Genomic DNA, 13,456 nt, shown 5'->3' on the forward strand with positions numbered 1-13,456 from the left:
GCGCCAAACGGGACCGTTCCGATGTCGGATCGCCGCAACCGGTCCGGCTTTATGCCAGAAATACACCCGCGGAAGTGATCACATCTCCGGGCGCTAGCTCGCTCTTGTCGAGCCTGTGGAACAGCAGGCCGACGTTATCGCCGGCCTTTGCCGTGTCCCGCTTTTTGCGAAAGGCCTCGATAGCGTCGACCCGCACAGCTGAACCCTCGTTGATCCGGACCTCGTCGCCGACCCTCAGCTCCCCATGCTCGACGCGGCCGGTAGCCACAAGCCCACGATTGCGAATGAAGAACACGTCTTGGACCGTCATGCGAAACATGCGCGGAACGCTACTCGCCCGACCAGCTGAGCCGCCCAGTCGGCGGCGCGGTGGTCCACCGCCGCGTCAAAGCCCCGCTAGTCGGTGAGAAGCGCGCACTTCTCGGGGCCGCCGGCGATCCCTACGACGCGTGCGCCGTCGGCCTTGGCCAGCTGGCCGGCAACAGAGCCGACCGCACCGGCTGGTGCCCGGCCCGATGCGTCCGGTTGGGCGTTCGCGAAGGAGAAAGCGGCGGTTTCGATCGGCCATGAGCGCACCGTACCGCCAACACGTGCTTGCTGAGGCCAGCACCAGGGCACTGGTCCGCTTATGGTCTCGGCAGCCGTTTCGGTGCCGAAACGAGCAGGTCGCTAATGCTTTTCATCGATCGGTGTCTGGCCCCGGAGCGGGGGCGAAGCCCGGGGTTAATCAATGCAATTGGTAACTATTTTCGTTAACTGCCGTATTCGATCGTCGGCGCTTTTCATACCGGCTACGGCACTTAACGCAGCGCACGCTGCCCGTGTTCGCAGCGGTGCGGATTTCCAGCGAATTCACGGGCAATTCTCATCTAAAGACACGGTTGGGTCACAGCTTTGCCCGGAATCCTGGACAACAAGGTGGAAACACCGGCCATGCATTTGGTGTTGCACGGCGAGTGCAGTTGAGTTGCGTACATCTGAAAGGCGGTGCCAATCGTGGCGAATGCATCAGAGGCGACGGTGATTTTTCTTCAGTCACACCCGGCATGGATTGCAGCTCAGCAGCGTGACCATCAGCTCGAGGAAGAGATGCGCCGCCATCCTGCGTTTTTGGGTCGGCAACGCGCTGCCGAACGAAGTGCCGAAGTCGCCGTCAGCACCAGAGACTTGACGGTATGCCCCGGCGCCGACACACCGGCGTGAACGTATCCGCAACTACGCAGTGCGCCGATAACAGCACCTATATGGGCGCCTGCTCGCCAAACTGAGCGGGATCTTTGACCCCAGGGGTCGATGGCCAATCTCAGGTTGGTAAATCGGGTGCTCAGATCGGCCCTCCAGACCAGGTTGTCGCCTGGGCAGATGTGCGCTCGCTAACCGCCAACTCACTTTCAAACTACGCTGCGTGTTGTGAGCGTAATGTCAGTGATCTGACGGCAAAGGTCACGGATTTCGTCGAGCAGATGGACGGTATTTCGCGAAAAGCGGTTCGACCTACTGGCTCCTGGTGTGTGGCCTCCCAGGGTGCTGGGCTGCGGTTTCGCCAACCAACCTGCTGGTCGGCGCGCCGTATTCTGAAGACCGGACCAACGAGGGGACCGAGCCATGTCTCAGACACCCGCTACAACCCGCAAAACGTTTCCCGAGATCAGCTCAAGAGCGTGGGAGCACCCCGCCGACCGGACCGCCCTTTCCGCGCTGCGCCGGCTCAAAGGCTTCGACCAGATCTTGAAGCTGATGTCGGGGATGTTGCGGGAACGGCAGCACCGGCTGCTGTACCTGGCCAGCGCGGCACGGGTCGGGCCGCGGCAGTTCGCCGACCTCGACGCGCTGCTGGACGAATGCGTGGATGTGCTGGACGCGTCGGCGAAACCCGAACTCTACGTGATGCAGTCACCAATCGCGGATGCCTTCACCATCGGCATGGGCAAGCCATTCACCGTGATCACCTCGGGGCTGTACGACCTGGTGACACACGACGAGATGCGGTTCGTGATGGGCCACGAGCTCGGCCACGCACTGTCCGGCCACGCGGTGTACCGCACGATGATGATGCATCTGCTGCGGTTGGCCCGGTCATTCGGCGTCTTGCCGGTTGGCGGCTGGGCGCTGCGCGCAATCGTGGCTGCGCTGCTGGAATGGCAGCGCAAATCGGAGCTGTCCGGCGATCGCGCTGGGTTGCTGTGCGCGCAGGATTTGGACACCGCGCTCAGGGTGGAGATGAAGCTCGCTGGCGGCTGCCGGCTGGACAAGCTGGACTCGGAGGCCTTCTTGGCTCAGGCCCGGGAATACGAGACATCCGGCGATATGCGCGACGGGGTGCTCAAGCTGCTCAACCTGGAGCTGCAGACCCATCCGTTCTCGGTGCTGCGGGCTGCCGCCTTGACTCACTGGGTGGACACCGGCGGCTATGCCAAGGTGACAGCCGGCGAGTACCCGCGTCGGGCCGACGACGGCAACGCCAAATTTGCAGACGACCTTGGCGCGGCCGCCCGGTACTACCGGGACGGCTTCGACCAGTCCAACGACCCGCTGATCAAAGGTATCCGCGACGGATTCGGTGGCATCGTCGAGGGCGTGGGACGGGCAGCCTCGAACGCGGCCGATTCATTGGGCCGCAAGATCACCGAGTGGCGGCAGCCCTCGAAGTGACGGCCCCTCTGCTACGTAGCTAAGCACGCGCGACCGGCGGGCTGGGGAGCCCGGTCAGCGGTCTCATAGCATTGCGAACACGGGACGTCGAGAGGGGAAGAGCTGCCATGGGTGAGGCGAACATCCGCGAGCAGGCGATCGCCACGATGCCACGGGGTGGCCCCGACGCGTCTTGGCTGGATCGTCGATTCCAGACCGACGCACTGGAGTACCTCGACCGCGACGATGTGCCCGATGAGGTCAAACAGAAGATCATCGGGGTGCTCGACCGGGTGGGCACCCTGACCAACCTGCACGAGAAGTACGCCCGGATAGCCCTGAAACTTGTTTCTGACATTCCCAACCCGCGAATCCTGGAACTTGGTGCGGGCCATGGCAAGCTCTCAGCGAAAATCCTCGAGCTACACCCGACAGCGACGGTGACGATCAGCGATCTAGATCCCACCTCGGTGGCCAACATCGCCGCGGGAGAGCTGGGAACACATCCGCGAGCACGCACCCAAGTGATCGACGCCACCGCAATCGACGGCCACGACCACAGCTATGACCTGGCGGTCTTCGCGCTGGCATTTCACCACCTGCCGCCTACGGTCGCCTGCAAAGCGATCGCCGAGGCCACCCGGGTGGGGAAGCGCTTTCTGATCATCGACCTCAAACGGCAGAAACCGCTGTCGTTCACGCTCTCTTCGGTGCTGCTACTGCCGCTCCACCTACTGCTGCTGCCATGGTCGTCGATGCGCTCGAGCATGCACGACGGCTTTATCAGCGCACTACGTGCCTACAGTCCCTCGGCGTTGCAGACGCTTGCCCGCGCCGCCGATCCGGGAATGCAGGTTGAAATCTTGCCCGCACCGACCAGGCTATTCCCGCCATCGCTCGCCGTTGTGTTCTCCCGTTCGAGCTCAGCGCCAACGGAATCTAGCGAGTGCTCGGCCGATCGCCAACCCGGCGAATGATTCGGTAGTAGTGCAGATAAGCCATCGCCGGTACCACGATGAACGTGATCACGATCAAAGCAATCGAGAAGTAGTTCGGACCACCCCGCACTAGAAAGATGCAGCGGTAGTCGTAGGACACTGCCAGCCCAACCGAGACCACGATCGCAACAAGCGGTAACACCTTGTCGGTGAACGCATTTCGCCGCACAGCAGCATGTTCTACTGCCTGAGACCTCGCCAATGCGATGAGAGCGATCGGCACGATGATGAACTGGACGAATCGGGCGATCACCGCCAGGCCGGTCAGGTGCAGGTTGTCGAACCGCAGCGCCAACGGGAATGCGAGCGCCAACGACGCCGTAATTGCGAAGGAGACCATCGGCACGTCGTATTGGTTCTTGCGTGACAAGCGTGTCGGCAGAACCCCGCTGTCCGCTAACGCGGTCCAAAGCCGCGGTGCACCGAACGAGGCCGCGACATTGATGCCGAACATCGATATCAGGGCTCCGACGACGATGATCGTTCGGAAGGTAGCGTTTCCGATGGCCGCGGCCAGTTTCACGGTGTCGCCCGACGCGGCGATCTTGTTCGATCCGAGCAGCATCGCTACCGTTAGGGCGAGCAAGTAGATCGCGCCAACCGAGAAGATCGCGATCGGTATAGCTCTCGGCAGGTTCCGGTCCGGCGCGTCCATTTCTTCGGCGGCGTTCGCGATCGATTCGAAACCGGTGAATGCGTACAACGCGACAATCGTGGCCAGCGCCATACTCGAGAACGTGCCCTTGCCAATTTCGGCGACGCCAAGCAACGAGTACGGGGTCGCGCTGTATGCCGACCACGCCGTTGCGTAGTTGTTCACGTGCTGGGTGGTGATGATCCACAGCCCGCCGACAATGAATGCCGAGAGCGCGAATGCCTTGCCTACCGTTGACGTTCCGTTGGCCCACTTGATCGCCCGGTTGCCGAAGAGGTTGATGGCCAACAGCACGCCGATAAAGCCGAGAAACGTCAGCGTCTTCACACTGAACAGTTGCTCGGCGTCGGCCCAGGCCTTGTCGGGGAAGGCCACTCGCAACAGCGTCGAGACGAAAAAAGAAGCCAACACCCCCCAAGCGATGGACGCGGTAATGGCGTGGGTGACACCGACATAGATGCCGATCCGGCGCCCAAATGCGGCCGTTGTGTAGGCGTAGGAGGCACCGTTTGTTCTGACGTACCTTGCCGCCGTCGCGAAGACGATCGCCACGACACCCGCGAAAATGCCAGCTAAAACATAGGCCATCGGCGCGAAGGGTCCTGCGAGCCCGATCACCTCACCTGGAGTTAGGAAGATACCGGCGCCGATTATCGAGTTGATCCCGAGCATGACGACGCTGCAGAAACCCAGCTTGTGGATCGCATATCCTCTCGTCCGCGGGCCGACCACCGCACCAAGGCTGTCTAGCAGGGAATCCTCTAACGCACCATAGATTCTCTAGCGACGATTCTTGAGCTCCCGGCCTGTCGATGCCGGCGCTGCAGGTGAGTCACCGCAGTGGGCGCACCGAACACTCACTTCCGCCGCCCCAAATCCGCGCAGCGACCACCGCGCGGTCCTCGCGAGTCTAGGCCAGCATCGAGTCGATCGCGGAACGTGGGACCAATACCTGGGTTGGGCCGGCTGCTTCGGGCAGCAACTCCCCCGGGTTGAAGAAGAAAATCACCCCGTCGTTCGTGACTGCGAAGTTCTGATAATTCACCGGGTCCAAGCCGGCATTCGGCGCTATCGATACCTGTTGTCCGGTCTGCTTGCTCAGTTCACCTTGCACAATGGGGAAGACGACTGGCAGCGGATCGGTGTCAGCCTGCCACAGCGTGTCATAGGTGATTGGCTTGCGATAGGCCTGGTCCCAATCGAAGGCCTTGTACGTGGTCGTTGGGTGCGTGCCGCCGGCGTTCTGGTAGACCTTGAGCACCACGGCCTGCGTACCACGCGGCGGTATCGCGGACTGGTATGTGGCCGAGGTGATATTCAATTCGTAGGGGGCTTCGCGTGGAGTGGACGATGTGGCCGCGCTGAGGAACTTGTCGCGCGTCTGGGCGATGTAATTTTCCAGCGACTTCTGGTCGGGGTAGTAACTGGGCAGGCTGATGTTGATGTTGTAGGCCGGGTCGGACGTTTGAATCTGGCACGCCTGGCCGGTATCGGTGCCTTTCAACTCCTCGCAGTAGGTCTTGGGCGCGGCCGTGGCCACACCCGAACAACAGAGCAAAACGACAGCCGTGACCAGCATGAAGATCTTGATGCGCACGTCGAAATTCCTCCGGGAGTAGTTTGCAGCACCGCCGGCCGCAGGCGGGAGATTGGATTGCCGCGATATCTGAGTCGACGACAAACATAGGGCATCGCGCTGCTGACGACGATGCCTGACCAGACTCAAGCTAGCAGATCGATCGGGCCCGGTGTCGCGTGGTGCTCGACGCCCCCGACGCGCTGGGCGGTTAGAAGTCCCAGTCGGTGTCGGTGGTGGGTTGGTGGGTGCCCATTACGTATGAGCTTCCGGAGCCGGAGAAAAAGTCGTGGTTCTCCCCTGCACCGGGGTCGAGAGCTGCGCGCACGGCCGGGTTCACCTGGCAGGTGTCACGATCGAATGCGGGCTGGTATCCCAGGTTGGCTAGCGCCTTGTTGGCGTTGTAACGCATGTAGGGCAAAACGTCGTCGGTCCAGCCCAACTCGTCGTACAAGTCGTGCGCATAGTCGATCTCGTTCGCGTAGAGCGTGTGCAGCAGCTCGTAGGTGTATTCGCGGTGGTCGGCCCGCTCGGCGTCGGTCAGGTCGGCCAAACCTCGTTGACATTTGTAGCCGATGTAGTAGCCGTGGACGGCTTCATCTCGGATGATCAGCCGGATCAGATCGGCGGTGTTGGTGAGCTTACCCCGCGACGACCAGTACATGGGCAGGTAGAAGCCGGAGTAGAACAGGAAGGACTCCAGCATTACCGACGATGCTTTGCGCTTGAGCGCGTCGTCACCGCGGTAGTAGTCGACGATGATCTGCGCTTTTCGCTGCAGGTAAGGGTTCTGTTCCGACCAGTCGAAGGCATCGTCGATCTGCTTGGTCGAGCACAGGGTCGAGAAGATCGAGCTGTAGCTCTTGGCGTGCACTGACTCCATGAACGCCATGTTGGTCAGGACCGCCTCTTCGTGGGGGGTGACCGCGTCGTCGATCATGGCCACTGCTCCCACCGTCGCCTGCGCGGTGTCGAGCAGGGTCAAGCCGGTGAACACCCGGATCGTCGTCTGCTGCTCGGTGGAACTCAACGTTTGCCAAGATGCCAGGTCGTTGGAGAGCGGAATCTTTTCCGGCAACCAAAAGTTACCGGTCAAACGTTCCCAGACCTGCAAATCTTTAGCATCGAGCAACCGGTTCCAATTGATTGCGTGCACCCGCTCAACGAGCTTGCCGGTCATCGAGGGCCGTCCTGCCTTGCCATGGTCATGCCGCTGTTGGCCGGTGCGTACGCTCCTGTGGGCGTCAAGTCCGGCAGTCGGTCCTTGGGCATTTCGGCCGTCCTCCTTGTCATTGACGGTCTTTCATGGCGTGCACCAGCACTGTAGCTTAGTGATTTCGGCTACCCATATTTTATTCTTCGTGTCGCTGAACTCATTACAAACAGCGATCACCGCGCATACGGTTACGCGACGCCTGGCCAGTAGCCGACGACTCCGCGGAACTCAAGGTCGGTTTGCGGGAAGTCGTTGCCGACGGCCAGCAGTGGTTGGTGGCCCAGCTGGGCGGTCGCGTACGTCATACAGTCTCCGAAGTTGAGAGCCGCGCGGTGGCGCCCCTTGCCGTATCGCAGAAAGGCTCGTTGCGTGGCAGCGGCATGCTCGGCGGTGAAAGATGACACGCTCAAGCCGATTTCGCTGCGAAGTCGTTCGAAGATCGTGCGCGCAACGGGGCCGTGACGGGCGGTCAAGACAATCAGGCATTCGGCGACGGTGGGTGCAGACATGACGGGGCTATCGGCGCCGGCCAGGGCGGCCGCGACCAGGGTGGCGTGCGGCCGCTCGCCTTGAACCAGGGCCACCACGGCGCTTGTGTCCACGATCATTGCGGTGCTCAGACTCCGGTTGCGGGGTCGTAGCCGAGGATTTGTTCGCGCTCGAGCTTGGTGATGGGGGAGCGGTCGGCAAGCAGGGGCCAGATTTCGGTACGCAAGATGTCGAGAAGTTGTGCCTCACGGTCGCCGGCGCGCGACTCCAAAAACGCCAGCTGGGCAGACAGGGCATGCCGGATGGCGGCAGTCTTGCTGGTGTGCAGCCGGTCAGCGAGTTCGGTGGCTAGTCGGTCTACCTCAGGGTCTTTGATATTCAGCGCCACAGGTAGATGGTACCAGCAAATAGCCACTATCTACCTAACGCGTGCTGTGCCGTGCGGTAGCTACTGAAAATCCGAGATGTCAAAGGCAGCGTCTGGATACGCTGTATGCGCGCAGGGATGGTGATCGAGGCGGAGGGGCGGCGTGTCATTTCTGGTCGTGGTTCCCGAGTTCTTGACGTCCGCGGCAGCGGATGTGGAGAACATAGGTTCCACACTGCGCGCGGCGAATGCCGCGGCTGCCGCCTCGACCACCGCGCTTGCGGCCGCTGGCGCTGATGAGGTATCGGCGGCGGTGGCAGCGCTGTTTGCCAGGTTCGGTCAGGAATATCAAGCGGTCAGCGCGCAGGCGAGCGCTTTCCATCAACAGTTCGTGCAGACGCTGAACTCGGCGTCAGGATCGTATGCGGCCGCGGAGGCCACCATCGCGTCACAGTTGCAGACCGCGCAGCACGATCTGCTGGGCGCGGTCAATGCACCAACCGAAACGTTGTTGGGGCGTCCGCTAATCGGCGACGGAGCACCCGGGACGGCAACGAGTCCGAATGGCGGGGCGGGTGGGCTGCTGTACGGCAACGGCGGCAACGGTTATTCCGCGACGGCGTCGGGGGTCGGCGGCGGGGCCGGCGGTTCCGCGGGGTTGATCGGCAATGGCGGCGCCGGGGGAGCCGGCGGACCCAACGCCCCCGGGGGAGCCGGCGGCAACGGTGGCTGGCTGCTCGGCAACGGCGGGATCGGCGGGCCCGGGGGCGCGTCGAGCATCCCCGGCATGAGTGGTGGAGCCGGCGGAACCGGCGGTGCCGCAGGACTTTTGGGCTGGGGAGCGAACGGCGGAGCCGGCGGCCTCGGTGATGGAGTCGGTGTCGATCGTGGCACGGGCGGCGCCGGAGGCCGCGGCGGCCTGTTGTATGGCGGATACGGCGTCAGTGGGCCAGGCGGCGACGGCAGAACCGTCCCGCTGGAGATAATTCATGTCACAGAGCCGACGGTACATGCCAACGTCAACGGCGGACCGACGTCAACCATTCTGGTCGACACCGGATCCGCTGGTCTTGTTGTCTCGCCTGAGGATGTCGGGGGAATCCTGGGAGTGCTTCACATGGGCCTCCCAACCGGATTGAGCATCAGCGGTTACAGCGGGGGGCTGTACTACATCTTCGCCACGTATACCACGACGGTGGACTTCGGGAATGGCATCGTCACCGCGCCGACCGCCGTTAATGTCGTCCTCTTGTCCATCCCAACGTCCCCCTTCGCCATTTCGACCTACTTCAGCGCCTTGCTGGCCGATCCGACAACAACTCCGTTCGAAGCCTATTTCGGTGCCGTCGGCGTGGACGGCGTTCTGGGAGTTGGGCCCAATGCGGTGGGACCAGGCCCCAGCATTCCGACGATGGCGTTACCGGGTGACCTCAACCAGGGAGTGCTCATCGACGCACCCGCAGGTGAGCTCGTGTTCGGTCCCAACCCGCTACCTGCGCCCAACGTCGAGGTCGTCGGATCGCCGATCACCACCCTGTACGTATCGATCGATGGTGGGACTCCCATACCCGTCCCCTCGATCATCGATTCCGGTGGGGTAACGGGAACCATCCCGTCATATGTCATCGGATCCGGAACCCTGCCGGCGAACACAAACATTGAGGTCTACACCAGCCCCGGCGGTGATCGGCTCTACGCGTTCAACACAAACGATTACCGCCCGACCGTCATTTCATCCGGCCTGATGAATACCGGGTTCTTGCCCTTCGCATTCCAGCCGGTGTACATCGACTACAGCCCCAGCGGTATAGGGACAACAGTCTTTGATCATCCGGCGTGATCGAGCCTGTTCGCCGCGAATGTCGCCGCCTGGCTTGTCATCCCCGACTGAACATACGAAACATGCGCCATAATATTGCCGCCTCCGGTGCATATTGGATCGTCGGGAGCACACAAGTTTATGGTCTTAGAGCTATACAGCGGACCGATTGTCGGCAACGACCCGCCGCCCCACAACATGCTGGAGAAACCACTGGATGGCTCGCCGAAAAGGGCGACAGCGGCGACATGATCTGCCACCGCGGGCGGCATCGCCGAGGTGGACAAATCGATGACCGTCGCACCCTGCGAATAGCCACCAAGCACAATCCTGGTGTTCGGGCAGCTGGCGACGGTGCGCTGGATGTGGGCGCTCGCATCATCGGAACCGTTTGACGCGCTCGCGCGGTAGTCGTCGCTTGCTGGGTAGTTCACCGCGTAGACCCCAATCGACCGCCCGCCAACTTGCGAGGTAAGCGAGTCGACGAACGCCTCACCGACGTCGCCAAGACCAGAAGCCTGATGCGTGCCGCGAGCGAAAACGACCGCGATGTCCGAACACGGATCCGCATGCGCGGCACGACCGCCGGCGGGTGCGCTCACCAGCGCCAAGGTCGTCGCAACCACGACACCAACGATGCGAACAAGGCTGCGTGGAGTCATCTGCACATGCTGACATACTGCCGGCGACCGAGGTGGCGGTGGGCCGCTGAGACATGACGTGCCTCACGTCGTCGGCGCCCACGCAGCCCCAGGTCAGAACGGTAGCCTTAGGCGATGACCGACTCTGTGGTCGTCCGCGTCAAGCCCGGCAGTCACAAAGGACCCCTGGTCGAGGTCGGTCCCAACGGTGAGCTGATTATCTACGTCCGCGAGCCGGCGATTGATGGCAAGGCCAACGATGCGGTCACCCGGCTGCTCGCAGCTCACCTTCAATTGCCAAAGAGCCGAGTCAAATTGGTGTCCGGAGCGACGTCGCGGTTCAAGCGTTTCCGTCTGAGTCGTTAAGTTCAACCTGTTTGAGGAAGCGGGTCCAGCAAGGCCGGGACATCGAGACCAAGCCGCGCTGACACAACAACATGCTGGCGTCGGTCAACCCGGTCGGCGGCGGCGTTGCTGGCCCCGGTACAGACCGCTTGCCGCCGCCCTCACCGTGTCGGTAATTCGCGCGATGATCGGACTGTCCAGTTTCCAGCATTGCCAATAGAGAGGGACGTCGAGGTGTATGTCGCAGACCCGTACGAACGATCCATCGGCAAGCGGAGATGCTGCCAGCTTCTCGGGGAACATGCCCCATCCCAGCCCGGCGCGCGCTGCGGCGGTGAAGCCCTCTGTGGTCGGGACAAAGTGCGTCGGTCTGGTGATGGCGCGACGAAAGGCCTTACGCACCAACATGTCCTGCAGCCCATCGTCACGATTCCACGCCAGTGACGGAGCTTTAGCCGCCGCGGCGGCAGTGAACCCGTCGGATAGATGGCGCTGGACGAATGGCCTGCTGGCCACTGGTAGGTAGCGCATTTCACCCAGCGGGTGCACCCGGCAGCCCGGCACCGGGTTCCGCTCGGTGGTCACCGCGCCCATCGCCACACCCTCCCGTAGCAGCCGCGCGGAATGGTCCTGGTCCTCGATCCGAACGTCGAGCAGGACGTCGCCGAGACCGTCGAACACGGCCGAAAACCATGTCGCCATGGAATCGGCGTTTACCGCAATGGTGATCCGCGTGCGTTTCAGCGACGCGTTGCCACCCATTTCAGCGAGCGCCTCGGACTCGAGCAACGCTGTTTGCGCGGCCAACCGCAACAGCGGGATACCTGCGGTCGTCGCCCGACATGGCTTTTCCCTGACCACCAGCACCTGGCCGACCTGCTGCTCCAACGACTTGATGCGCTGACTGACAGCCGAGGGGGTGACATGTAGGCGCTCCGCGGCCGCATCGAAGCTGCCCAGTTCGACCACGGCAGCCAATGCGGCCAGCTGTGGACCGTCAAGCTGCGGATCCACCATCTCAGGTGTAGACCATCTGCGGAGCGTCGCACTGCACATTAATAATGCTAATGTAAATGAAGAATTATTAGCTATACTGACCCATACAAACTGCCTAGTGTCGATTGCGTGAACTCACCACTGGTCGTGGGCTTCCTGGCCTGCTTCACGCTGATCGCCGCGATTGGCGCGCAGAACGCATTCGTGCTGCGGCAGGGAATCCAGCGTGAGCACGTGCTGCCGGTGGTGGCGCTGTGCACGGTGTCCGACATCGTGCTGATCGCCGCCGGTATCGCGGGGTTCGGCGCATTGATCGGCGCACATCCGCGTGCGCTCAATGTCGTCAAGTTTGGCGGCGCCGCCTTCCTAATCGGCTACGGGCTACTTGCGGCCCGGCGGGCGTGGCGACCTGTTGCGCTGATCCCATCTGGCGCCACGCCGGTTCGCTTAGCCGAGGTCCTGGTGACCTGTGCGGCATTCACGTTCCTTAACCCACACGTCTACCTCGACACCGTCGTGTTGCTAGGCGCGCTGGCCAACGAGCACAGCGACCAGCGCTGGCTGTTCGGCCTCGGCGCGGTCACAGCCAGTGCGGTATGGTTCGCCACCCTCGGGTTCGGAGCCGGCCGGTTGCGCGGGCTGTTCACCAACCCCGGCTCGTGGAGAATCCTCGACGGCCTGATCGCGGTCATGATGGTTGCGCTGGGAATCTCGCTGACCGTGACCTAGTACAGCACGTGTGCACACGCGGGTTGGACCACGTGATCGTCGATGGTCACATACCGTTCGGCAGGAGGGCGCGCGGTCAGTCTGCACAACTCAGTCACCAGCTGACACGCCAACGGCGGCCTCGCCCGGGCGTGTCGGCGCCACCAGTGCACATTCGGCGTGACGCGGCCCTACGGATCGTGTTGGAGCTGTAGCCCGTTGATACCGGTCGCGAACGGTGAACGGCGCTAATCGGGGGAGTGGGGTCGAGGCTGTCTGGCCTTCCCCGTCCGCAAGTTCGCGTTCGGCCGGGCCGATATCTGGTTCAGGGTGGGTCGAGGCCAAATTTCATCACGGTTGCGGTTGAGCAAAGTTGCTGTAGCTTGCTCGCGAGGAGACGGCCGATATCGCCTCATTGGCATTAGTGTTGGCTGTCATGGCCGGACTGAACATTTACGTGAGGCGCTGGCGGACAGCGCTTCACGCAACCGTGTCGGCATTGATAGTTGCCATCCTCGGACTCGCCATCACCCCGGTCGCTAGTGCGGCGACGGCCAGGGCGACGTTGTCGGTGACATCGACGTGGCAGACCGGTTTCATCGCCCGCTTCACCATCACAAACTCGAGCACGGCGCCGCTAACCGATTGGAAGCTTGAATTCGACTTGCCGGCAGGAGAATCCGTCTTGCACACATGGAATAGCACCGTTGCACGATCTGGCACGCACTACGTTCTCAGCCCAGCGAATTGGAATCGCATCATTGCCCCCGGTGGTTCAGCCACGGGCGGCCTAAGAGGCGTGCTGACCGGTTCTTACTCGCCGCCGTCGAATTGTCTGCTCAACGGGCAATATCCTTGCACCTAGACGCGACTGCGCACTGAGGCTCGCCGACTGCGACAATGCGGCTACTGCCAGGTGGGTCTAGTGGGTCGTCACGGCCAACGTCATCTCGGAGTTGATGCGGACGGCGCCAGAGCCCTGGGGCTGGTGATGACCAGAAGGTTGCCTGAACCG

The 13,456-nt window shown here is 62.4% G+C and carries 15 protein-coding genes and 1 pseudogene; 7 read left to right on the plus strand and 9 right to left on the minus strand.

Features of this window, described 5'->3' with window-relative positions:
• Nucleotides 1-49 precede the first annotated feature (49 nt).
• The gene (locus tag MCAN_RS10415; RefSeq protein WP_014001041.1) at nucleotides 50-319 is read right to left on the minus strand and encodes an EF-Tu/IF-2/RF-3 family GTPase; all 270 of its coding nucleotides are present in this window, start codon (nucleotides 317-319) and stop codon (nucleotides 50-52) included.
• An 80-nt stretch (nucleotides 320-399) separates the two neighbouring features.
• Nucleotides 400-507: pseudogene (locus MCAN_RS24125) on the minus strand (dehydrogenase); the annotation flags it as partial.
• Nucleotides 508-996: 489 nt separating this feature from the next.
• On the opposite strand from MCAN_RS24125, the gene MCAN_RS21450 reads away from it, so the two are divergent.
• From MCAN_RS21450 to MCAN_RS10430, 3 genes are all read left to right on the plus strand, one after another.
• Nucleotides 997-1,203 carry a hypothetical protein gene (locus tag MCAN_RS21450; RefSeq protein ID WP_021082892.1) on the plus strand — a complete coding sequence of 69 codons (207 nt, stop codon included), beginning with the start codon at nucleotides 997-999 and terminating at the stop codon, nucleotides 1,201-1,203.
• Nucleotides 1,204-1,605: 402 nt separating this feature from the next.
• Nucleotides 1,606-2,652, plus strand: a complete 1,047-nt coding sequence (locus MCAN_RS10425; protein ID WP_014001042.1) for a M48 family metallopeptidase — start codon at nucleotides 1,606-1,608, stop codon at nucleotides 2,650-2,652.
• Between the two features lie 107 nt (nucleotides 2,653-2,759).
• A complete protein-coding gene (locus MCAN_RS10430) occupies nucleotides 2,760-3,608 on the plus strand; it encodes a class I SAM-dependent methyltransferase (protein ID WP_003409942.1) in 849 nt (282 codons plus the stop codon).
• Here MCAN_RS10430 and MCAN_RS10435 read toward each other — a convergent pair.
• The 5 genes from MCAN_RS10435 to MCAN_RS10455 form a co-directional block, all read right to left on the minus strand.
• Nucleotides 3,571-5,016: an APC family permease gene (locus MCAN_RS10435; RefSeq protein ID WP_014001043.1), complete on the minus strand. Its 1,446-nt coding sequence runs from the start codon at nucleotides 5,014-5,016 to the stop codon at nucleotides 3,571-3,573. The two genes, MCAN_RS10430 and MCAN_RS10435, sit on opposite strands and share 38 nt — an antisense overlap.
• A gap of 178 nt (nucleotides 5,017-5,194) precedes the next feature.
• A complete protein-coding gene (mpt64, locus tag MCAN_RS10440; protein ID WP_014001044.1) occupies nucleotides 5,195-5,881 on the minus strand; it encodes an immunoprotective protein Mpt64 in 687 nt (228 codons plus the stop codon).
• Nucleotides 5,882-6,071: 190 nt separating this feature from the next.
• Entirely contained in the window at nucleotides 6,072-7,040 is a 969-nt protein-coding gene (nrdF, locus tag MCAN_RS10445) for a class 1b ribonucleoside-diphosphate reductase subunit beta (protein WP_014001045.1), read from the minus strand.
• Nucleotides 7,041-7,264: 224 nt separating this feature from the next.
• Nucleotides 7,265-7,684, minus strand: a complete 420-nt coding sequence (locus MCAN_RS10450) for a type II toxin-antitoxin system VapC family toxin (RefSeq protein ID WP_014001046.1) — start codon at nucleotides 7,682-7,684, stop codon at nucleotides 7,265-7,267.
• A gap of 8 nt (nucleotides 7,685-7,692) precedes the next feature.
• The gene (locus MCAN_RS10455) at nucleotides 7,693-7,953 is read right to left on the minus strand and encodes a type II toxin-antitoxin system VapB family antitoxin (RefSeq protein ID WP_015288196.1); all 261 of its coding nucleotides are present in this window, start codon (nucleotides 7,951-7,953) and stop codon (nucleotides 7,693-7,695) included.
• Between the two features lie 142 nt (nucleotides 7,954-8,095).
• On the opposite strand from MCAN_RS10455, the gene MCAN_RS10460 reads away from it, so the two are divergent.
• Nucleotides 8,096-9,772, plus strand: coding sequence for a PecA family PE domain-processing aspartic protease (locus MCAN_RS10460; protein WP_014001047.1), 1,677 nt, complete (start codon nucleotides 8,096-8,098; stop codon nucleotides 9,770-9,772).
• On the opposite strand, the gene cfp21 is transcribed toward MCAN_RS10460, so the two are convergent.
• Complete coding sequence (gene cfp21, locus MCAN_RS10465; RefSeq protein ID WP_003409976.1) at nucleotides 9,760-10,413, minus strand: cutinase Cfp21; 654 nt, start codon at nucleotides 10,411-10,413, stop codon at nucleotides 9,760-9,762. The genes MCAN_RS10460 and cfp21 overlap by 13 nt on opposite strands.
• Nucleotides 10,414-10,527: 114 nt before the next feature.
• Here cfp21 and MCAN_RS10470 point away from each other — a divergent pair, with 114 nt between their 5' ends.
• Nucleotides 10,528-10,758, plus strand: coding sequence for a DUF167 domain-containing protein (locus tag MCAN_RS10470; protein ID WP_003409980.1), 231 nt, complete (start codon nucleotides 10,528-10,530; stop codon nucleotides 10,756-10,758).
• 84 nt (nucleotides 10,759-10,842) lie between these two features.
• Here the strand turns inward: MCAN_RS10470 and MCAN_RS10475 are convergent, their stop codons facing one another.
• Entirely contained in the window at nucleotides 10,843-11,754 is a 912-nt protein-coding gene (locus MCAN_RS10475; RefSeq protein ID WP_003409986.1) for an ArgP/LysG family DNA-binding transcriptional regulator, read from the minus strand.
• 108 nt (nucleotides 11,755-11,862) lie between these two features.
• Between MCAN_RS10475 and lysE the strand changes: the two genes are divergently transcribed.
• On the plus strand, nucleotides 11,863-12,462 hold the full coding sequence (gene lysE / locus MCAN_RS10480; protein WP_003409989.1) for an L-lysine exporter: 600 nt from the start codon (nucleotides 11,863-11,865) through the stop codon (nucleotides 12,460-12,462).
• 415 nt (nucleotides 12,463-12,877) lie between these two features.
• Nucleotides 12,878-13,306, plus strand: coding sequence for a cellulose-binding protein (locus tag MCAN_RS10485; protein ID WP_014001048.1), 429 nt, complete (start codon nucleotides 12,878-12,880; stop codon nucleotides 13,304-13,306).
• Nucleotides 13,307-13,456 lie beyond the last annotated feature (150 nt).

The organism is Mycobacterium canetti CIPT 140010059 (assembly GCF_000253375.1).
Classification (GTDB): domain Bacteria; phylum Actinomycetota; class Actinomycetes; order Mycobacteriales; family Mycobacteriaceae; genus Mycobacterium; species Mycobacterium tuberculosis.

Bases quoted from the DNA above. Each gene is read 5' to 3' on its own strand.
- MCAN_RS10470 (WP_003409980.1), top strand. From the start codon at position 10,528: ATGACCGACTCTGTGGTCGTCCGCGTCAAGCCCGGCAGTCACAAAGGA.
- MCAN_RS10450 (WP_014001046.1), bottom strand. From the start codon at position 7,684: ATGATCGTGGACACAAGCGCCGTGGTGGCCCTGGTTCAAGGCGAGCGG.
- cfp21 (WP_003409976.1), bottom strand. From the start codon at position 10,413: ATGACTCCACGCAGCCTTGTTCGCATCGTTGGTGTCGTGGTTGCGACG.
- MCAN_RS10430 (WP_003409942.1), top strand. From the start codon at position 2,760: ATGGGTGAGGCGAACATCCGCGAGCAGGCGATCGCCACGATGCCACGG.
- MCAN_RS10425 (WP_014001042.1), top strand. From the start codon at position 1,606: ATGTCTCAGACACCCGCTACAACCCGCAAAACGTTTCCCGAGATCAGC.
- nrdF (WP_014001045.1), bottom strand. From the start codon at position 7,040: ATGACCGGCAAGCTCGTTGAGCGGGTGCACGCAATCAATTGGAACCGG.
- MCAN_RS10485 (WP_014001048.1), top strand. From the start codon at position 12,878: ATGGCCGGACTGAACATTTACGTGAGGCGCTGGCGGACAGCGCTTCAC.
- MCAN_RS10475 (WP_003409986.1), bottom strand. From the start codon at position 11,754: ATGGTGGATCCGCAGCTTGACGGTCCACAGCTGGCCGCATTGGCTGCC.
- MCAN_RS10415 (WP_014001041.1), bottom strand. From the start codon at position 319: ATGTTTCGCATGACGGTCCAAGACGTGTTCTTCATTCGCAATCGTGGG.